This window comes from Kitasatospora sp. NPDC086009 (genome assembly GCF_044540385.1).
Classification (GTDB): domain Bacteria; phylum Actinomycetota; class Actinomycetes; order Streptomycetales; family Streptomycetaceae; genus Kitasatospora.
The window spans coordinates 11,485-31,451 of the sequence record NZ_JBITSA010000026.1 but is presented as its reverse complement, the minus strand read 5'-3'; the positions used below and the strand labels follow the sequence as shown (position 1 = coordinate 31,451).

Here is a 19,967-nt window from a genome sequence, read left to right as displayed (position 1 = left end):
AGCAGGTCGCCGCGACGCGTCCGCCTCCCGGGCCGCTCGGCCCTGCCGGGAGGGCTGCACGCATGCCGGGAGCACTGGACGGCGACGGGGTGGCGGACGATCCGGGGCGCTACCTGCTGCGGATCCGCGACCTCGACGGACGACTGCGCGGGCTGGGGTTCGTCGCGGACCCGCAGGGGACCGTCCTCACCGCGCACGAGAGCGTCGCGGACCTCGACCGGATCGTCCTGCACACCCCGGGCGGCCAGACCAGGGTGCTGGGCCCGGACAGCGTCCTGCCGCTGCCCGGGCACGGCCTGGCCCTGCTGCGGACCGACGGCGTGGGCGGGCTGCCGGTGCCCCCGCTGCCGATCGCGGCGCCGGGCGCGGTGGCCGCCGGGCGGGAGGTGCTGCTGCCCGCGTTCACCGGCGAGGGGGAGCGGACGGTCGCCCTGCGCTGCGGCGTGCTGGGCGTCACCGGCGCGGTCTACGCCCGGCCCGACCGCTTCCACCTGCTGGGCGGGGTGCTGCTGCTGGACGTGCCGGTCGTCACGGGTACCGGGCCGGTGCCCGCCGGGGCGCCGGTGCTGGACGCCCGCAGCGGCGCCGTGATCGGCGTCGCCGCTCCGGCGCTGCGGGCCCCGGAGCAGGGCGGCGCGCTGACCGCCGCCCCGGCGAACGGCAGCGGGTCGGGCGAGGGCGCGCCGGCGCTGGCCGAGGCGCTGGCGCGCAACGCCGCCGGTGTCCCCGCGTACGGATCGGCGCTGAACCTGGCGGGGGTGCTGCGGCTGGCCGCCGCCCAGGTGGCGGCCGCCGGGGCCGGTCCCGGCCGGGTGGCCGCCCTGGCCGCCGACCGGGTCGACCGCCCGGACGGCCTGGCCGGGGACGACCCGCGGGCGACGGTCACCGCGCTGGTCGGCGCCCCCGGCTCCGGCCGGACCACCGAGCTCGCGGCCCTCGCCGTCCGGCGCGGCGGCGAGGACCGGGCGCTTCCCACGCTCTGGCTGCGCGGCGCCGACCTGCGCGCCGAGGACGCCTCGCTCGCCGCGGCGGTGCGGCGGGCGCTGGCCTCGGCGGCGGCCGGCCTCGGCACCCGGCCGCCGCCCGGGCCGGACGCCGTGGCCGCCCTCTGCGCGGCCGCGCGGCGGCCGCTGCTGATCGTGCTGGACGGCCCCGAGGAGGCGCCCGTCCCGCTCGACCGGGCCTGGCGGCGGGCGGCCGGGGAGTGGCTGACGGCGGTCGGGGCCCGGCTGCTCACCGCCTGCGGGGACGAGGCCTGGGAGCTGCTGGCGGGCCTCGACGACGACCGCGCGGCGGCCGGGCCCGGTACGGCGCCGGCGGGGTGTCCGCGGCACGGCGGGGACGGCCCGCCGTGGGACCGGGAGCCGTGGGCCGGTGACGAGTTACCGGCGGGCGGCACCACGGCCGGGCCGGCCGGGGCCCGTTGCCGCTGCGCGGGGGCGGCCGGGAGCTTCGCCGTCCACCGGCTCGGCCCGCTCCCGGCCGAGGCCGCCGACCGGGTGCGCCGCCGCTACGGGCTGCCGCCGGACTGGACGTCGGCCGCGGACGCCCGCCACCCGCTCGCCGTCCGGCTGGCCGGGGAGCTGTGGGCGCAGGGGCTGCGGGGGGAGCCGGTGGGCCGCGGCGAGCTGTTCGCGGCCCACCTGGACCTCTGCTGCCTGCGGGTGGCCCAGCGGATCGCCGCCGACGGGCGGCCCCGGCGCCCGGGCGCCCACCGGCGGGGTGCCGGGCGGCCGGCGGGTCCGTCGCCCGGCCGGGTGCGCAGGCTGGCCGCCGCGGTGGCCGGGCGGGTGCACGAGGCGGCCCGGCGGATGCTCGGCGCGGAGCAGGGCGGGCTCGGCCGGGCCGCCTTCGAGGAGCTCTTCCCACCCGGCAACTGGGCGGCCGCGGTGCTGGCGGAGGGCCTGTTCGTGCCCGCGGGCCCGGGCTTCCGGCTCGCCCACGGCGAGTTCTCCGACTGGCTCCAGGGCCTGCACCTGGACCTGGACGCGGCGCTGCGGCTGCTCCTCGGCGAGGCCGAGGACACCCCGCCGCCGGGGGAGGCCCGTACGGTGCCCCGGCACCGCGTCGCCCCGGTGGCGTCCGCGCTCGGGCGGCTGGCCGAGACCTGGGGTGCCACCGCGCTGGACCCGTGGCTGCACCGGCTCTGGCGGGCGCTGGACCTGCGCCCGCCGGGCAGCGAACCCGGCTGGTGGGCCGGCCGGTTGCTCGCCGCCGGGCTGGCCGCCAGCCCCGATCTGGACGAACACCGGGCGCTGCTCGCCCAGTTGGCCGGCCGGATCGCCGAGGTGGCACCGGCGGCCGGCGGGTTCGAGCGGCTCCCGGCGGCTGGTCTGGGCCGCTTCGGTCCGCGCTTCTGGACCGGTCTGGGCCTGCCGGTCGAGAGCGAACTGGCACTCCTGCGCCGACTGGTCACCGCCGACGGACCGGCGCGGCCGTTCCTCGCCGCCACGGCCGAGCGGCTGCGCGCCGACCCGGCCCGGGTGATGCCGCTGCTCTGCGCCTGGTTCGACGACCCGCGCGGGCTGTCCGGCCGCCCCGGCACCACCGTCGCCGACCTCGCCCACGACCTGCTGTACCACCACCGCGCGCTGGCCCTGGACGACCTGACGGAGGCGCTGGCCGACGCGGCGCACCCCCGGGCGGACGCGCTGCTCACCGTGCTCGCCGGTGAGGAGCCGTCGGCGCTCTGTCGCGCCGTGGACCGCTGGAGCCACGACCGGCGGCCCGAGCGGCACGTCGCCGCCGCCGTGCACGCGTTGCGCGCCGCGCCGTACGCGCGCGGCGCCGGACCGGAGTTGCTGCGGTTCGCCGCACTGGCGCTGCTCGCCCGCGAGGAGGAGCCGTGCCTGCACGGCGCCGCGCTGGCGCTGCTGGTGCGCGACCCGCGGGCCCGGGCCCGGCACCTCCCGGCCGCGCTGGCGGCGTACCGGCATGGCGAGGACCGCTTCCTGACCGCCCGGGCGCTGGCCCCGGCGCTGGAGAGCGACCCCGAGCCCGTCCTGGCCGCGTTCGCGCAGCGGCTGGCGGCCCCCGGCGCGGCCGTCGCCGAGACACTGCGGGTGCTGGCCGACGCCCGGACGCCGCAGGCCACCCGGCGCGGCGCCGAACTGGCGGCCCGGCTGCTGCGGGAGCGCCCGGCGCTGGCGGGCGCGGTCGCCGTCGACTACCTGGGCCGCCGGCTGACGCGCGGCGCCGCCGGGGGACCGGCCGCCCGGCTGGAGCTGCGGGTGCTGCTCGGCAGCGCCCTGGCGGCCGGTCCGGTGGCGGTGCGGCGGCCGTTCGCCCAGGTGCTGGCGGTCCCGGTGGCCGATGCCGAGGCCGACGCCCTGCGCTGCGAACTCCTGGACACCCTGCTGGCCACCGAGGGCGACCAGGAGGTGCTCGCCACCGTCGTGGAGCGGCTGGCCGAGCACTGCGCGGCCGAGCGCCCGGCGCGGGCCCGGACGGTGCTGGCCCGCGCCGCGGCCGGGCTCACGGACGCGGACGAGCTGCTGGCCCGCTGCGCGGGCCGTTCGGCGGCGTTCGCGCTGCTGCTGGCCCGGTGGCCCGAGGGCGAGACCCCGGCCCGGCCCGCCGACCCCCGGTCGGCCCGGCCGCGGAAGCCGGCGGCGGCCGGGCGCGACCCACGGGAGGCAGCCGCCGAGGCCGGGCGGGAGGCGGACCGGGCGACCCCGCGGGAGCCGGTTCCCACCCCGGTGTCCGGGACCGGACAGCCGGCGGTGCGCCCAACCCGCCTTCCGGTGCCGAAGCAGGGGCGGGCGCATGGCACGCTATAGGGGTTCGGGTTTGAGCGTTTGAGCGTACAGAAGGTACGCGCCGTAGGGAACAAGGAGCGGTCAGGGTGCAGCGCTGGCGTGGCCTGGAGGAGATCCCCGGGGACTGGGGACGCAGCGTCGTCACCATCGGGTCGTTCGACGGTGTGCACCGCGGGCACCAGCTGATCATCAACCGGGCGGTCGAGCGCGCCCGTGAGCTCGGCGTCCGCTCGGTCGTGGTCACCTTCGACCCGCACCCGAGCGAGGTGGTCCGCCCGGGCAGCCACCCGCCGCTGCTCGCCCCGCAGCCGCGCCGCGCGGAGCTGATCGAGGCGCTCGGGGTGGACGCCGTCCTGGTATTGCCGTTCACCTCCGAGTTCTCCCAGGAGTCCCCGGAGACCTTCGTCCGGCAGGTGCTGGTGGACGCGCTGGGCGCGCGGCAGGTCATCGAGGGGCCGAACTTCCGCTTCGGGCACCGCGCGGCGGGCGACGTCGCGCTGCTGGCCGAGCTGGGCCGGGCCGCCGACTTCGACGTCGAAGTGGTCGACCTCCAGGTGCGCGGGGCGGCCGGGGACGGCGAGCCGTTCTCCTCCACCCTCATCCGGCGGCTGGTCGCGGCCGGTGACATGGCCGGCGCGGGCGAGGTGCTGGGCCGCCCGCACCGGGTCGAGGGCGTGGTGGTGCGCGGCGCCCAGCGCGGCCGCGAGCTGGGCTTCCCGACGGCCAACGTGGACACGGTGCCGCACAGCGCGATCCCGGCCGACGGCGTCTACGCGGGCTGGCTGACGGCGGACGGCGAGCTGATGCCTGCCGCGATCTCGGTCGGCACCAACCCGACCTTCGACGGTACGGCCCGCACCGTGGAGGCGTACGCCATCGACCGGGTCGGCCTGGACCTGTACGGGCTGCACGTCGCGGTCGACTTCCTCGCCTACCTGCGCGGGATGGAGAAGTTCGACTCGATCGACGCGCTGCTGGACCGGATGGCCGACGACGTGAAGCAGGCCCGCGAGCTCACCGACGGGGGCTGACCGGACCGGTCGCGGATGCCGAAGGGCCCGCCGGCCGTCCACGGATCCCCTGGATCCACGGACGGCCCGGCGGGCCCTTTCGGTTCGCTACGGCTGCGGCTGCTGCGGGTAGCCGTACCCGGCGGGGGGCGGCGGCTGCGCGCCCGGCTGGGGCTGCGGGTAGCCGTACCCGCCGGCCGGCGGCTGGGGCTGCTGCTGCCAGTCCTGCGGGGGCTGCTGGGCACCCGGTTGGGCCTGCGGGTACCCGTAACCGGGCGGGGGCGGCGGGGCCTGCCCCGGCTGCGGGGCCCACGGCGCGCCGGGCGCGGGCCCGCCGGCCGGGTAGCCGCCCTGGCCCGGCTGCGGGTACGGCTGCTGCTGGGCCTGCTGCGGGTAGGGCTGCTGCGGGTCGGCGTACGGCTGCGGCTGGCCCGGGTAGGGGGCGGTGGGCTGCGGGGGCTGGTGGGCCTGCTGCTGCCAGCCGGACTGCTGGGCGGCGGCCTGCTGGGCGCGGACGATGTCCTCGCCGACCAGGGTGGCGAGTTCGAAGTACGCCTCGCGGACCTTGGGCCGCATCATGTCGAGGTTGACCTCGGCGCCCGCCGCCAGGCTCTCGTCGAACGGCACCACGATGACGCCGCGGCAGCGGGTCTGGAAGTGCGCGACGATGTCCTCGACCTTGATCATCTTGCTGGTCTCGCGGACCCCGGAGACCACCGTGATGCTGCGCTGCACCAGGTCGGCGTAGCCGTGCGCGGAGAGCCAGTCCAGCGTGGTCGACGCGGAGGAGGCGCCGTCCACGCTCGGCGTGGAGACGATGATCAGCTGGTCGGCGAGGTCCAGCACCCCGCGCATCGCGCTGTACAGCAGGCCGGTGCCGGAGTCGGTCAGGATGATCGGGTACTGGCGGCCCAGCACGTCGATGACCTGGCGGTAGTCCGAGTCGTTGAAGGTGGTCGAGACGGCCGGGTCGACGTCGTTCGCCAGGATCTCCAGGCCCGAGTGCAGGTCCTGGGAGGTGAACTGACGGATGTCCATGTAGCTGCGCAGGTGCGGGATGGCCGTCACCAGGTCGCGGATGGTCGCGCCGGTCTGGCGCTTGACCCGGCGGCCGAGGGTACCGGCGTCCGGGTTGGCGTCGATCGCGATCACCTTGTCCTGGCGCTCGCTGGCCAGGGTCGCGCCGAGCGCGGTGGTGGTCGTGGTCTTGCCGACGCCGCCCTTGAGGCTGATCACCGCGATCCGGTAGCAGCTCATCACCGGCGTCCGGATGATCTCCAGCTTGCGGCCGCGCTCGGCCGCGGCGGCCTTGCCGCCGAACTGGAAGCGCGGCTGCTGGCGCTGCTGCTTCGGCTGGTTGCGCAGCAGCCGGTCCGAGGAGAGCTCGACGGCGGCCGTGTAGCCGAGCGGTGCGCCGTGCGAGACCTGCTGCGGGGCGGCGGACTGCTGGAACGCGGCGGGTGCCTGCGGGACCCCGGACTGCTGCTGCCACGGCTGGGCGGGGCCCGGCTGCTGGGGCTGGGGCTGGGGCTGCTGGGGCTGGGCCTGCTGTTGCGGCGGCTGCTGGTACGGGGTCGGCTGCGGCCAGCCGCCCTGGCGGGGGTCGACCGGCGGTGCCTGCGGGCCGGGCGCCTGCGGGCCGGGTGCCTGCTGGGCGGCGGCCCAGGCGGCGGCCTGCTGCTCCTGGGGGTCGGCCGGCTGCTGCGGCGGCGCCGGCTGCGGCCACGGCTGGGCCTGCTGCGGCGGCTCCGGGTAGGGCTGCGGCTGGGCGTACGGCTGCGGGTCCGCGTAGGGCTGGGGCTGGGCCTGCTGCGGCGCCTGCTGCTGGGGCTCGGCGTAGGCCGGCGGCTGGGCCTGCTGCGGCGGCCCGGGGTAGGGCTGCGGCTGGGTGTACGGCTGCTGCGGCGGGGGCACGGCCGGGCCGGGCTGCTGGTGCGCGGCCACGTCGGCCGGCGGCCACGGCTGGGCCGCCGCGGCCTGCGGCTGTTCGGGGGCGGGGCCCGGCGCCGGGGCGGGCGCGGGCCCACCGGCGGTGGGCGCGGCGAACGGGACGTGCTGCGCCTCGACATGGGTGGCCGGCGCGGGGACCGGCGGGGCCGTCTCCGGGGCGGTCGCGACGGCCGGGGCCGGCTCGGCGGCCGGGACGGGCGCAGGCGTGGGCACCGGAGCCGGTGCGGCGACCGGCGCCGCCGCCGGACCGTCCGCGGCCGGGGGAACGGCCGGTGCGCCGAACGATTCGGCCGCGGGCACGGGCGCGGGCGCGGGGACCGGTGCCACGACGGGTGCCGGTGCCGGTGCCGGCGCGGCCGGGCCGCCGCCCGCCGCCGGAGCGTCCGCCCCGTCCGGTGCTCCGGCCGCCTGGACGGGTGCCGGACCGGCGCCCGGACCAGGGCCCGGACCGGCGGCCGGAGCCGCCGCGGAGTCCGTCTGCACGTACCAGGACGGGGGAGTGTAGTCGGGCGCGTCGGACCAGTCGTCGTCGTCCTCCGCCGCGTTGTCGCCGACGTAGACGCCGTCCCGATCGCTGCTCACCTAGGGCTCCCTCGTGTTCGCCGCCGCTCGTCGCGGTGCCGTTGCCGCATCAAAGACTAGGCCGTGCACCACCCCCCGTTGAAGGCGGAGTCTCATCTCGCCCGGGGCGCGATCGGGTCCCGGCAGGTCAGTCCATGCGTCGTGCCCCGCCCAGGACCTGCTGCTCGGCCTGCCCGGCGACGGTCCGTACGTACTGGCGGCGCATCCGGGTCGTCCAGAGCGTCATGTCGTCCCCGAGGGTGGGCAGCGCGGCGATGTCCTGCGGGCCGAGCGAGAGCACCCGGCCGATCAGCTCGGCCTCCTGCGGCGAGACCCGCTGCACGCCGACCAGGTCGGCGGCGTTCAGCACCCGGGCCGCGTTCGGGCCCAGGTAGGGCAGCAGGGTCAGGGTGGTCTGCCAGGGCGCGGCGGAGAGCCGGCTGCGCGGCGGGCGGGCGCCGAGGTCGCGCACCACGAGCACCGGCGAGGTCACCGAGGCACCCTGCGGGCCGAGCCGGCCGACCTGGTGGACGGTCACGCACGGCTGGCCGCCGCCCGCGGCCTGCGCCATCGGTCCCCACAGCTGCCCGCGCGCGGTCTCGACGGCGATCCGGGCGCCGGTGGCGGCCGCCCGCAACGCGATGACCTGGGCCGTCCAGACGCCGCCGACCAGGACCAGGTCGTAGGCGCTGGGCCGGAAGAGGCCGAGCACGGCGGGCTGCTTCTGGACGTCCTCGCCGATCAGCACGCCGTCGTCGCCGACCGGGAAGGAGAGCGCGCCGAGGTCCTCGGTGGTCAGCACGTGCTTCTCGCGGCGCGGGCCGCGCAGTCCGAAGCCGGGCAGGATCCGCGGCCGGACCCGGGGCTGCTCGGTGGAACCGGGCTGCGGGCCGGGCGTCGGGTAGGTCTGGTACGCCATCAGGAAGCACCTCCCAGGGGCAGGGTGGCGAGCATGCCGGGGGCCTGCTCCAGGTCGAGTCGGGCGAGGCCGAGGCCGGTGCTCTGCGCCCGGGCCTCCACCAGTCGTCCGACCTGGACGACCTCGCTCTCGCTGCGCCCGGTCACCCGGACGTGGCCGCTGATCGCCACCGAACCGCCGGTGCCGTGACCGGCGGTCAGGCTGAAGGTGCTGGCCAGGGCGGGCGAGCCGGTGATCAGGTTGACGAGGTCCGGCGCGGCGATCCGGCCGGGGGCGCCGCCGGGGCGGCTGAGCTGCGGCCACCGGGAGATCCAGTAGGTGCTGTGCCAGCGGTCGTCGATCCGCCAGAAGCGGTTGCTCTCCTGGGTGCGGCGGCCGCTGCCGCCACCGCTGCCGGTCCCCTGGCGGCCGGCCACGGCGAGCGGGTTGGCGCAGGTGGAGATGGCCAGTGCGGCGATCAGCTCGCGCTCGTCCAGCACGGTGGCGTTGAACCCGGCGCTGTTGAGCCGCCCGGCGAGCTGGTCGGTGACCCGCTGCAGGGCCTTGCGGGCGCCCTCCTCGCCGCCGCCGCGGGCGCGGACGGCGGTGGCCGCGCGCTCCGGGTCGAGCTTGAGCGCCACCCAGGTCAGCCGCAGGCCGGGGGTGGCGGTGCCGTCGGGCAGCTCCTGGTAGGCGCGGGCGGCCAGCGACTGCTCGGGCAGGTGCGGGGCCGGCGCCGGCTGGGTGTGCTGGACGATCTGGACCGACTCCAGCGTGATGTCGTCCACCCGCAGTGCCGAGCAGATCACGTCCAGCGGCAGCGGCAGCGCGGTGCGCACCGGCCGCAGCGGCTGGTCCTTGGCCTGGACGAGCAGCACCGAGCTGAGGAAGGTGCCGTCGCCGACCATGCCGGTCTCCCGGCGCATCGGCCGGCCGCCGAAGTCGGTCTCGGTGGCGTGGGTGCAGGTGCGCAGGGCGGGTTCCAGCTCCAGCGCGGGGGCGATGGCCGGGTCGGTGCCGACCGGCGGGACGTTCGTCCGGGCCTGCTTGCGACGGGCCTTCAGGGCGGCGCGCACCCGCAGCGCCTCGGGGATGGTGCGTCCGCGCAGCGGGATGACCGCGAGGACGACCAGCGCCAGGGCGACGGCGCCGAAGCCGCCGGCCACCGGCTTGCTGATCGTCCAGCCGACCGCCACGAGTGCCACCGCGACCTCGACCAGCACGAGTTGCTGGAGCCTCAGCCGGCCGCCGAGCAGCCCGGGCCTGGGGTGGACGCGGACCGGTACGGGGGCCGTCGGCCCGACGGCGGCCGCGGGTTCGGCGACCTGGCCCCGTTCGGGCCGGGCCCGTCGGCCGGAGCGGCGCGATCCCCTGCCCTCGTCGGTGCTGCGGCGCCCTGGAGCGGTCTGGCTTGGCATCCCCCGAGTGACCCTCTCTGAATCAGTTGTCGCGGCCCGGTTGGCCGGTTCGCGAACCGTACCCGTACCGTACTCACCGTCTGCTGCCGCATCGTAGAGGGTTCGAAGCCGCTCTCGCCCGGCGGGTGCGGACCACGGGGTATGTCGGTCAGACAGGGGAGACGACGAGCATGGCATCACGCCGGGACGAGCTGAACGCCTACACCTTCGCGCGGAAGCGAACGGTCGGCGCGTTCCTGCTGCCCAACGGGGGCGGCAGCGACGAGGACGCGCCGCGGCCGGTGAAGGCGATCCTGCCGAGCGTCATCGTGGGCGCTCTGGTGGTCGGCGCGTTCGGGGTCTGGGGGGTGTTCAAGCCGAGCGCCCCGGTGGGCTGGGACAGCGGCAAGAACATCGTGCAGGGCAAGAAGAGCACCACCCGGTACGTGGTGCTGACCGATCCGGACGGCAAGACCAAGCGGCTGCACCAGGTGCTGAACATGTCCTCGGCGCGGCTGGTGCTGCCGGTGGACGCGAAGGTGGTGGTGGTCGCCGACGAGGTGCTCGACAAGTACCCGAGCCACGGCCCGACCATCGGCATCCCGAACGCGCCGGACCGGCTGCCGACCAAGGAGAACGCGAGCAAGCCGATGAAGTGGTCGGTCTGCGACAGTCCCGGTCCGGACGACAAGCAGGAGACGGCCAATCAGGCGCTGTTCCTCGCGGGCGGTGCCGACGCCAAGACGCTGGCCGCCAAGGATCGGGTGCTGGACACCGACCAGGCGCTGCTGGTGAAGGAGATCGACGACCAGCAGGTCGCCGCGCAGCCCGGCCCGGGCCAGCCGCCGATCGACCAGAGCAAGTTGAACCTCTACCTGATCGACTCGCAGGGCCGCAAGCACGCCATCGGGGGGACGCAGACCTCCGAGAGCGACAAGAAGCAGCTGATGGCGGCGATCTTCGGGGCGAGCGCGAAGCCGCAGCCGGTGAAGAGGGAGTGGATGGACACCCTGGTCACCGGCTCGGTGATCCAGTTCCCCAAGATCGACGGGCTGGTCCCGGACGTCAAGGGCCCCAACTCCTCGGTGGCGCTGCAGAAGCCGGAGGACCGCAAGATCGGCCGGCTGGTCCGGTACGGCGACCGGAACTTCGTGGTGGGCAAGGACCAGCTGTTCGTGGTCACCCAGCTCCAGGCCGAGCTGATCCGGCAGAACCCCGCGTGGCAGGGGCTCTACAACCAGGACGCCGACCGGACGCCGCGGATCGACGAGCTGATGCCGGCCGACTACGCCGCCTTCAACTCCAGCACCCCGCTGAAGGACGCCGACGACTGGCCGACCAGGACGGGGGCGCCGGCCAACAACTGGCAGGCGGCGAAGGACGCGAAGCCGGTGATCTGCAGCACGTTCGACGGGATGGCCGAGGACGGCAAGACGCCGCGGCGCAGTGTCTGGGCCGGCCCGGACTTCCCGGCGAAGCACAGCAGCGGCGTCGGTTCGGCCTATGTGACCCCCGGTCAGGGCCTCTTCTACCGCGCGCTGGACGGCGGTGCGGGCGGCTCCGGCAGCGACTACCTGATCACCGAGACCGGGCTGCGCTACGCCGTCCCCGCCAACACCACCGGCGGCAAGGGGGCGCAGGCCGCGCCGTCCGCCCAGCCGGGCAAGCCGCTCCCGACCGTCACCGCGACCCCGACCGTCCAGCCCGGTGACCCGGCCGCCGGGCAGCCGGGTCAGCAGCAGGACGAGGCCGGCGGCAACCAGGCCCGGCTCGGCTACCAGGGCCTGCAGCCGGTGCCGGTGCCGCTGGCCTGGTCGGCCCTGGTGCCGTCCGGTCCGGCGCTGAACGCGAAGACCGCGGCCCAGCAGCAGAACGCCTGACCGGCCCGTTCCGGCAACGGAATTGGCCCCAGTGTCATGGTCTGGTAACTAGCGGTTCCCCGGTGTTGGGCGAGTTGCGTGTGCCGACTACAGTGCTGCTGGACATCACACCGGTGATGCGGCGGACCGGCCGGGAACGGCGGTCCGGACACAATGTCTGTCTCATGGGGGACGGTAGAGCATGGGTCAGTTCAAGACGACCGCTCAGGAGATGCTGGCTTTCGCCAAGCACATGGACGAGGTCATCGGCCAGATCGAGGGCGAGATTCGCAAGCTCGACAGCCTGGTGGGTTCGATCGCCGGCGGTTGGCAGGGTCAGGCGGCCACGGCCTACAAGACCCTTCAGGGCCAGTTCAACGAGGACGCGGTCGAGCTCAACAAGTCGCTGAAGGCGATCAAGAGCGCGATCGAGATCACGACCAAGCAGTACTCGGCGACCGACGCGGACCAGCAGGCGGCGTTCGGCGCCGGCAAGATCTGATCCCCTCTCTGCCAGGTCATTCACCGGCGGCCCCTGGTGAGGGAGCGCGTCGGTTCCTCGACAAGGAGACATCGTGTCCGACCACATTCTCGTCAACTTCGAAACTGTCCGGAACGCCGGCAGCGAGGTTCGCGCCACCGCCAACCGCATCAACTCCCAGCTTGAGGAGCTGAAGGCGGGCGTGACCAAGATCGCCTCCAGCTGGGAGGGTGCCGCTCAGCAGGGCTACCAGGCCCACCAGGCGAAGTGGGACTCCCGCGCCAGCCACCTGCAGCAGGTGCTGTCCCAGATCGCCGGCTCGCTGGACAAGGCGGCCGAGAGCTACAACAGCACCGAGAACAACAACGCCAAGCTCTGGGGCTGACGGATCCCGCCCCCGGTCGTGGGGGCGATCGATTCCGCCGAAGGGGCGGGTGCCCGGTCCGGGCACCCGCCCCTGGCGCGCAACACGGGTGGACGACAAGAGGGGTGGCAGGGTGTCCGTAGTCAGGTACCGGAAGGTGGCCGCGACGGTGGCCGCGCTCGCGGTGCTCGGCGGTCCGCTGGCCGCCCCGGCCCACGCGGACGGGCCCGGCATCGCCGCCGCCGGTGACTGCGCCAAGGACGCCCAGAACGTGCAGGCCGTGCCGTGGTCGTTGCAGCGCATGGTGCTCGACGAGCTCTGGCAGGGCGGCACCGTCACCGGTGCGGGGGTGACCGTCGCGGTCATCGACACCGGGGTCAACGACCAGAACCCCCAGCTGGCCAACCGGGTGGTCGACGGCGGCTCGCTGTTGAAGGACAAGGACAAGAAGAAGGTCGAGGGCACCGGCAAGGACGACCTCGTCGGCCACGGCACCAAGGTCGCGGGCATCATCGCGGCCGGCCACTACGACCAGACCGGCTTCGTCGGCATCGCCCCGGACGCCGGCATCCTGTCGATCCGGCAGAACGACGCCGAGGGCAACGGTGACGTCTACACCCTGGTCGAGGCGATCTACATCGCGATCCAGCGGGGCGTCAAGGTCATCAACATCTCGCAGGACGTGCGCGGCGCCGGCAACGCCGACTTCGGCGGCTACGCGGAGCTGAAGGCCGCCGTCGAGGCCGCCGAGGCCAAGGACATCGTGGTGGTCGCCTCCTCCGGCAACGACGGCAAGGAGGGCGACACCTACCCCGCCGCGTTCCCGACCGTGCTCGCCGTCGGAGCCTCCGACCGCAACAACGAGCGTGCCCCGTTCTCCCAGTACGGCGACTTCGTGGACGTCGTCGCGCCCGGGGTCGACATGCTCTCCACCGTCCCCCGGGGCGGCCAGTGCGTGGACAACGGCACCAGCTTCGCCGCGCCCTACGTCGCCGGCCTGGCCGCGCTGCTGCTCGGCGCCCACCCCAAGTGGAAGCCGGCGCAGGTGCGCGCCCGGATCGAGCAGACCGCGCAGCGCACCGGGCACGAGGCGAACGCGTACATCGGCTGGGGCGTGGTGGACCCGGTGAAGGCCGTCACCAAGGCACCCGAGGACCCGCCGTACAAGGCGAAGCCGGACGAGCCCGTCCAGCTGGCTGCCGCCCCGATCGTGCCGCAGCCGCTCGGCCTCGGCGAGACCCAGGCCGACCGCGACGGCCGCACCGCGACCTACGTCCTGGGCGTCGGCGCCCTGCTCGTCGCGCTGCTCATCGGCGGCGGCGTGGTGCTCCGCGACCACCGCCGGCGCCCCACGGACTGATCCGGAGCCTTCTCCCCGCCGCGAGCCTGCGCCGGCCGGTCGGCCCGCGTCCGACCGGCCGACCCCGGGGTGGCGCCGGCGCGTGCGGAACGGCGGTGCCGCGGACCAGAGGGGGAGTGGTCCGCGGCACCGCCGTGTGGGGGAGGGGTGGGGGTCGGGGGCGGCCCCGCCGGGGTCAGGCCTGCTGGTCCTCGGGCAGGCTGATCACCCAGCGAGTCTCCTGCCGGGGGCGCAGGTAGAAGAGCCAGTAGAGGGTGGCGGCGGCGGTGATGCCGCCGGTCCACAGCAGGGGCACGGTGTCCAGCTGGGTGATGATGTAGACCAGCACGACGATCAGGACCACCGGGACGGCCGGCCAGAGCGGCATCCGCCAGGCGGTGGCGTGCTTGTGCTGATCGCGGCGCGACAGCAGCGCGGCGATGGCGACCAGCAGGTACATCCCGGTGACGGCGACGCCGGTGATCTCGCTGAGCAGCTCGCCCTTGACGAAGCAGAGCGCGGCGCCCGGCAGGCCGACGGCCAGCGTGGCCACCCACGGCGAGCCGAACCGGCCCAGGGTGGAGAAGGCCTTGTTGACCGGCTCGGGCCAGGCCTTGTCGCGGGCCGAGGCGAACAGCACCCGGGAGTTCTGGATGACCATGACGATGCCGGCGTTGATGATCGCCAGCGCCACGCAGAGGCTGATGAAGGTGCCGACGGCGGAGTTGCTCCACGCGGTGACCATGCCGGAGATGTCGCCGGAGGTCAGGGTGGCCAGGTCGGGGGCGCCCATGGTGATCGCGGTGACCGGGATCAGGATGACCGCGGCGGAGATGCCGAGGGTCCACAGCACGGTGCGCGAGACGTTGCGGCGGGGGTCCTCCAGCTCCTCGGAGAGGTAGACCGCGGTGGAGAAGCCCTGGGTGATGAAGAGGGCGATGCCGAGCGCGCCGACGATGGCGCCGATGCTCACCGTGGTGGTGGCGCCGCCGTCGCCGGCGACCACCCCGTGCAGCAGGCTGGGCGCGTCGCCGTTGGCGTGGGCGAAGCCGAGCACCGACACCACACCGGCGGCGACGACCTCCAGGACCAGGAAGACGCCGGTGATCCAGGCGTTGGCACGCAGGTCCAGCAGACCGGCCAGGGTGGCGGCGAGCATCACCGCGGCGCCGGCGATCGGCTTGTCGACGTGCAGCACCGGGGCGAGGTAGTCGGCGGTGCCGAGGGCGATCACCGAGGGGACGATCAGCACCACGATCAGCGAGAGCACGAAGACCAGCCAGCCGGCCAGTCGCCCGGCCAGGGTGCCGACCATCGCGTACTCGCCGCCGGCGCTGGGGATCAGGGTGCCGAGTTCGGAGTAGCAGAAGGCGACCGCGATGCAGAGCACCGAGCCGATCGCGATGGCCAGCGCGGTGGCGCTGCCGATGCTGGAGAACAGCTCCGGGACGATCACGAAGAGCGTGGAGGCCGGGGTGACGCAGGACAGCGTGAGCAGGGTCCCGCCCACGACGCCGATCGAGCGCTTGAGCGTCTGGGGGGAGGCGGCGCCCTCGGCCGCCGTAGTGGGGGCTACGGCGTGTGGCGGGCGAAGCGTGTCGGTCATGTGGCTTCCGATCGGCTCTGTTCGGTCCTGGAGAGGGAGCGGTATCGCCTCCGCTGGCTTGCTGCTGTGGGGTTCTGGTCCTTCGCTCCCGGGCCGTCATGGAACCTTGGCCGTATTGACTGCGTCAATGCCGGAAATGCTTCGGAATCCGTTGCGAAGGTGGGCATAAACATGCGATCCGATGATCACCGACGGTGATTGTCACGCATGTCCGACTTGTTACCTCTGGCACATCGCGCTTGAATCAAAGGTGAACGGAGCATTGCGCGCGCTCATTCCAAGGCTGATGACCGGCTCGGAGAAGGTCGCCCAGGCGGCTTCCCGGCGCCGGTCACCGCCCGCCCGGGGTGCGGGAACCGCAGCCCAGAGCCGGAAAGATCTCCATAACGTTTCAGCACGTGGACGCGGAAGGGGCCGGGCTCCTCGGAACCCGACCCCTTCCCTCACTTTCCGTCACCGCCACCGGGGGCGGCCGCTCCCGCTACGCCGACGGCAACCAGCCCGTCTGCACCATCTGCCCGCTGGTGATCCGGCGCGAGACGAAGACGCCCCGGCCCGGCGGCAGCGGCTGCGGCTTGACGGTGCCCAGCAGCGCGCCCTCGTCCTTGTTGCCGGAGAGGATCACGCCCTGGCCGCCCAGCTCCCGCATCCGCTGCATCACCGGCTCGTAGAGCGAACGGCCGGCGCCGCCCGCGCTCCGCGCGATGATCATGCGCAGGCCGATGTCCCGGGCGAACGGCAGGAACTCGGCCAGCGGCGCCAGCGGGTTCCCCGAACCGGTCGCCACCAGCTCGTAGTCGTCCACGATCACGAACATGTCCTTGCCGCTGTACCAGCTGCGGTTGCGCAGCTGGTCGGCGGTCACGTCCGGACCGGGGAGCCGGCGCGAGCAGGCCCCGCGCAGCATCTCCACGATGCTGGTCATGGCCGGCTGCGCGGCCGCGTACTCGACCAGGTACTCCTGCGGCACCGCGCCGAGCAGCGCGCGCCGGTAGTCGCCGACCACGATGCCGGCCTGGTCCGGGGTGTACCGCTCGGTGATCTGCTTGATCAGCATCCGCAGCGTCGCCGACTTACCGGACTCGGTGTCGCCGAAGACGATGAACAGCGGGTCCGTCTCGAAGTTGACGAACGCCGGCGCCAGCTCGACCTCGTCCACGCCGAAGGCGACCCCGCGCTCCGGGTACTCGAAGCCCTTCGGCAGCGAGTGGCCGTCCAGCACCGCCGGCAGCATCCGGACCTGCGGCGCGCGCGGGCCCGTCCAGGCCGCGTCCACGGCGGCGACCAGCGCGGTCACCCCGTCCTGGAGGTCGTCCACCGAGGACGAGCCGTCCAGCCGGGGCAGGCCGGAGAGGAAGTGCAGCTTGCCGGAGGTGACGCCGCGCCCCGGCAGGGCCGGGATGTTCTGCGCCACCCGGCGGTCCACCTCGGACTCCATCGCGTCACCGAGCTTGAGCTCGGTCCGGTTCTGCAGCAGGTCCTTCAGCGCAGGGCGGACCTCCGCGTAGCGGGCCGCCGTGATGATCAGGTGGACGCCGTACCCGAGACCGCGCTGGGCGATGTCCCCGATCACCGGCTCCAGCATCTCGAACTCCTGCTTGAAGGTGTTCCAGCCGTCGATCATCAGGAAGACGTCGCCGAACTGCTCGTCCGGCAGCTGACCGCTGGCCCGCCGGGACCGGTAGGTCGCGATCGAGTCGATCCCGGTCGCCCGGAACAGCTCCTCGCGCCGGTTCAGCACCCCGTGCACCTCGCTGATCATCCGGCGCACCTTCTCGGCGTCCAGACGACCGGCCACCCCGCCGACGTGCGGCAGGCCCTGCAGCGACTGGAAGCCGCCGCCACCGAAGTCCAGCAGGTAGAACTGCGCCTCCAGCGGCGTGTGGGTGAGCGCGAACCCGGCCACCGTGGTGCGCACCAGCGTCGACTTGCCGGACCGCGGGCCGCCCACGATCAGACCGTGACCGGCCGCACCCGAGTAGTCCTGGTGCAGCACGTCGCGGCGCTGCTCGCGCGGCCGGTCCACGATGCCGACCGGCACGTTGAGCCGGCCCAGCGCGCCGAAGCCCGGCGAGGTGAGACCGCGCTCCGCGGTCGCCTGCAGCGGCGGCAGCAACTGGTCGACGCTCGGCGCCTCGTCCAGCGGCGGCAGCCACACCTGGTGCGCGGCCGGGCCCTGCCCCGCCATCCGCTGCACGAAGACGTCCAGCACGGTGTCGACCAGCGCGTCGTCCTGCTCCACGACCTCCGGCTCCACCTCCTGCACCGGCGGCTCCAGCACCGGCACCTCGGCCGCGGTGAACAGCACCGGCTGCGCCGTCACCAGCCGCCCGCCGGTCGACCGCTGCTGCCCCGGCGCCCGGTAGGGCCCCGAGACGTACGCGGCCTTGAACCGGTCCATCACGTCGGTGCCGAACTTCAGGTAGCCGACACCCGGCACCGGCGGCAGGTGGTACGCGTCCGGCACGCCGATGGCCGCCCGCGACTCGGCCGCCGAGAAGGTGCGCAGACCGATCCGGTACGACAGGTAGGTGTCCAGACCGCGCAGCTTGCCCTCCTCCAGGCGCTGCGAGGCCAGCAGCAGGTGCACGCCCAGCGAACGGCCGATCCGGCCGATCTGGATGAACATGTCGATGAAGTCCGGCTTCGCGGTGAGCAGCTCGGAGAACTCGTCGATGATCAGCACCAGCGAGGGCAGCGGGTCCAGCGCCGCACCCGCCGCGCGCGCCCGCTCGTACTCGTTGAGGTTGGCGTAGTTGCCGGCCGAGCGCAGCAGCTCCTGCCGGCGGTTCATCTCGCCCTCGATCGCGTCGCGCATGCGGTCGACCAGGGTGAGCTCGCCCTCCAGGTTGGTGATCACCGCCGAGGTGTGCGGCATGTCCGCCATCCCGGCGAAGGTCGCGCCGCCCTTGAAGTCCGCGAGGACGAAGTTCAGCGTCTCCGAGGAGTGCGTCATCGCCAGGCCCAGCACCAGGGTGCGCAGCAGCTCCGACTTGCCGGAGCCGGTCGCGCCGACGCAGAGGCCGTGCGGGCCCATGCCTTCGAGCGCCGCCTCCTTGATGTCCAGGTAGACGTGCTCGCCGCCGGCCCCGACGCCGATCGGCACCCGCAGCTTCTCGTGCTGCGCCCGCGTCCGCCAGCTGCGCGTCACGTCGAACGAGCCCGGGTCGCCCGAGTTCATCAGCTCGGTGAAGTCCAGGTTGGACAGCAGCGGTTCGTCGTCGCCGCCGGCCGAGATCCGGTACGGCGCCAGCTGCCGGGCCAGGGCCTCGGACTGCCAGGTGGAGAGCGTGTCCGGGGTGCCGGAGTACGTCGCGCCGGAGGCCGAACGCAGCACCAGCTCGTCCGGGGTCACCGTCACGATCAGGTGGCCGGTCGGCTCGTCCAGGTCGCCCGGGACCACCTCGACGATGGTCACCCCGTGCACGCCCTCGGCGCCGGCCAGCAGCGAGTCGTGCGGGACGGACGCGCCGTCCATCACGACGATGATGTGCGGCTGGTCCGAGGACGGCGCCGCGTCGCGCACGAAGCGCTGGCGCCCCGCCAGTTCGTCCTGGAGCAGGTACTCCAGCTCACCGAGGCCGGTGGCGATCAGCCGGCGCGAACCCGCGCCGTCGCTGTCCTTGCGGTGCTGGTTGTGCGGGAGCCACTTGGTCCACTCCCACTCCTCCACCGCGCCCGGCGCCGCGGCCACCGTCACCAGCAGGTCGTCCGGCGAGTGCAGCGTCGTCAACTGGGCGATCATCGCCCGGACGTTGCCGTACACGGTGTCCGGGTCGCCGCACACCGTGATGTGGTAGAAGGCGCGCAGCGAGACCGCCAAGGGCAGGTCCTGCAGCGTGCCGTGGGCCTTCAGGAAGGTGTGCATGGCGGCCGCGGCGAGCGGTTCCAGCTCCTCCATCGGCGCGGTCTGCGGCGCCACCAGCGGGGTCGACAGCTGGACCGGCCCCCGGCCGACCCGGATCTGCGCGAAGTCGGCGTCCCCCGTGCGGCGTTCCCAGAGCCGGCGGCCGTCCGCGACGATCGACCAGAGCTGGTCCGGCTCCGGGTTCAGGAACAGCTGCGCGCCGCGCTGGCGCTCCGCCGTGCGGCGGACCTGGCGGCGCATCTGCTGCAGGTACTTCAGGTAGTCGCGCCGCTCGTCGGCGGTGGCGGTGGAACCGCCCTTGCGCGCCCGCACGATCTGCGCCAGCGCCATGCCGACGGTCGAGACGACCATCAGGCCGCCCATGATCTTCATCGGGGCCTGTGCGCCGGGCGAGAAGAAGAACACCGCCGACCCGCCCATGCCGAGCATCGGCAGCAGGCTCATCATCCAGTCCTCGCCGCCCGACCGGGGCAGCTCGGGTGGGGTGACCAACTCCACCGGTTCGTCCGGCACCGCCGGGGGATAGGCCCGCGCGGGGCGCTTGACCGTGATCACGCTCATACGCACCCCACCCCGCGGTTTCGAACGGTCTGATCGTTCACTTCGGCATCAGCCCTCACGCAAACTGGATACGTACGGGTGAGGGCGCCCCGTGTGACGCCGCCCCCGCTCCGCCGACCGCAGGCACCCGGGGAGGAGCGCGGCCCCTGCCCCCGTCGCCTTGCGCAGGGGCCGATCCTACTGGGGCGCGTTCCGGCGGATCAGCCAGGGCGGCCCCGTGGTGCCCGGGGCCCCGCCGGCCGCCGTTCCACCGGCCCCTGCGCGCCGGTGGGCGGGAACGGAACGGGTAGGGTAACGCCGCGCCAACTCATGGCC

General features: G+C 74.6%; 11 protein-coding genes. 6 read left to right on the top strand and 5 right to left on the bottom strand.

All coding sequences use genetic code 11. The features are described from left to right. Nucleotides 1-62 precede the first annotated feature (62 nt). Nucleotides 63-3,779, top strand: a complete 3,717-nt coding sequence (locus ACIF6L_RS35640; protein WP_396491722.1) for a trypsin-like peptidase domain-containing protein — start codon at nt 63-65, stop codon at nt 3,777-3,779. Between the two features lie 65 nt (nt 3,780-3,844). Further along, entirely contained in the window at nt 3,845-4,789 is a 945-nt protein-coding gene (locus tag ACIF6L_RS35635) for a bifunctional riboflavin kinase/FAD synthetase (protein WP_396491721.1), read from the top strand. An 87-nt stretch (nt 4,790-4,876) separates the two neighbouring features. Here ACIF6L_RS35635 and ACIF6L_RS35630 read toward each other — a convergent pair whose 3' ends face one another. The 3 genes from ACIF6L_RS35630 to eccE all read right to left on the bottom strand — a co-directional run bounded on the left by ACIF6L_RS35630 (nt 4,877) and on the right by eccE (nt 9,595). Continuing rightward, nucleotides 4,877-7,300 (bottom strand): MinD/ParA family protein, encoded by a 2,424-nt coding sequence (locus ACIF6L_RS35630; protein WP_396491720.1) that lies wholly within the window; start codon nt 7,298-7,300, stop codon nt 4,877-4,879. A gap of 127 nt (nt 7,301-7,427) precedes the next feature. Then, on the bottom strand, nt 7,428-8,198 hold the full coding sequence (locus tag ACIF6L_RS35625; RefSeq protein WP_329487705.1) for a hypothetical protein: 771 nt from the start codon (nt 8,196-8,198) through the stop codon (nt 7,428-7,430). Then, a complete protein-coding gene (eccE, locus tag ACIF6L_RS35620; RefSeq protein ID WP_329487704.1) occupies nt 8,198-9,595 on the bottom strand; it encodes a type VII secretion protein EccE in 1,398 nt (465 codons plus the stop codon). Before eccE ends, ACIF6L_RS35625 begins: the two co-directional genes overlap by 1 nt. A gap of 170 nt (nt 9,596-9,765) precedes the next feature. Between eccE and eccB the strand changes: the two genes are divergently transcribed. From eccB to mycP, 4 genes are all read left to right on the top strand, one after another. Further along, complete coding sequence (gene eccB / locus ACIF6L_RS35615) at nt 9,766-11,454, top strand: type VII secretion protein EccB (protein WP_396491719.1); 1,689 nt, start codon at nt 9,766-9,768, stop codon at nt 11,452-11,454. Nucleotides 11,455-11,635: 181 nt separating this feature from the next. After that, on the top strand, nt 11,636-11,935 hold the full coding sequence (locus ACIF6L_RS35610; protein ID WP_329487702.1) for a WXG100 family type VII secretion target: 300 nt from the start codon (nt 11,636-11,638) through the stop codon (nt 11,933-11,935). A gap of 73 nt (nt 11,936-12,008) precedes the next feature. Next, complete coding sequence (locus ACIF6L_RS35605) at nt 12,009-12,299, top strand: WXG100 family type VII secretion target (RefSeq protein ID WP_329487701.1); 291 nt, start codon at nt 12,009-12,011, stop codon at nt 12,297-12,299. A gap of 112 nt (nt 12,300-12,411) precedes the next feature. Beyond that, on the top strand, nt 12,412-13,638 hold the full coding sequence (mycP, locus tag ACIF6L_RS35600) for a type VII secretion-associated serine protease mycosin (protein WP_359808463.1): 1,227 nt from the start codon (nt 12,412-12,414) through the stop codon (nt 13,636-13,638). Between the two features lie 175 nt (nt 13,639-13,813). On the opposite strand, the gene ACIF6L_RS35595 is transcribed toward mycP, so the two are convergent. Then, the gene (locus tag ACIF6L_RS35595; RefSeq protein ID WP_352297655.1) at nt 13,814-15,223 is read right to left on the bottom strand and encodes an APC family permease; all 1,410 of its coding nucleotides are present in this window, start codon (nt 15,221-15,223) and stop codon (nt 13,814-13,816) included. A gap of 481 nt (nt 15,224-15,704) precedes the next feature. Next, complete coding sequence (gene eccCa, locus ACIF6L_RS35590) at nt 15,705-19,652, bottom strand: type VII secretion protein EccCa (protein WP_396491718.1); 3,948 nt, start codon at nt 19,650-19,652, stop codon at nt 15,705-15,707. Between the last annotated feature and the right edge of the window lie 315 nt (nt 19,653-19,967).

Coding starts and splice junctions, on each gene's coding strand:
- ACIF6L_RS35595 (WP_352297655.1), bottom strand. CDS start 15,223: ATGACCGACACGCTTCGCCCGCCACACGCCGTAGCCCCCACTACGGCG.
- ACIF6L_RS35610 (WP_329487702.1), top strand. CDS start 11,636: ATGGGTCAGTTCAAGACGACCGCTCAGGAGATGCTGGCTTTCGCCAAG.
- eccCa (WP_396491718.1), bottom strand. CDS start 19,652: ATGAGCGTGATCACGGTCAAGCGCCCCGCGCGGGCCTATCCCCCGGCG.
- eccE (WP_329487704.1), bottom strand. CDS start 9,595: ATGCCAAGCCAGACCGCTCCAGGGCGCCGCAGCACCGACGAGGGCAGG.
- ACIF6L_RS35625 (WP_329487705.1), bottom strand. CDS start 8,198: ATGGCGTACCAGACCTACCCGACGCCCGGCCCGCAGCCCGGTTCCACC.
- eccB (WP_396491719.1), top strand. CDS start 9,766: ATGGCATCACGCCGGGACGAGCTGAACGCCTACACCTTCGCGCGGAAG.
- ACIF6L_RS35640 (WP_396491722.1), top strand. CDS start 63: ATGCCGGGAGCACTGGACGGCGACGGGGTGGCGGACGATCCGGGGCGC.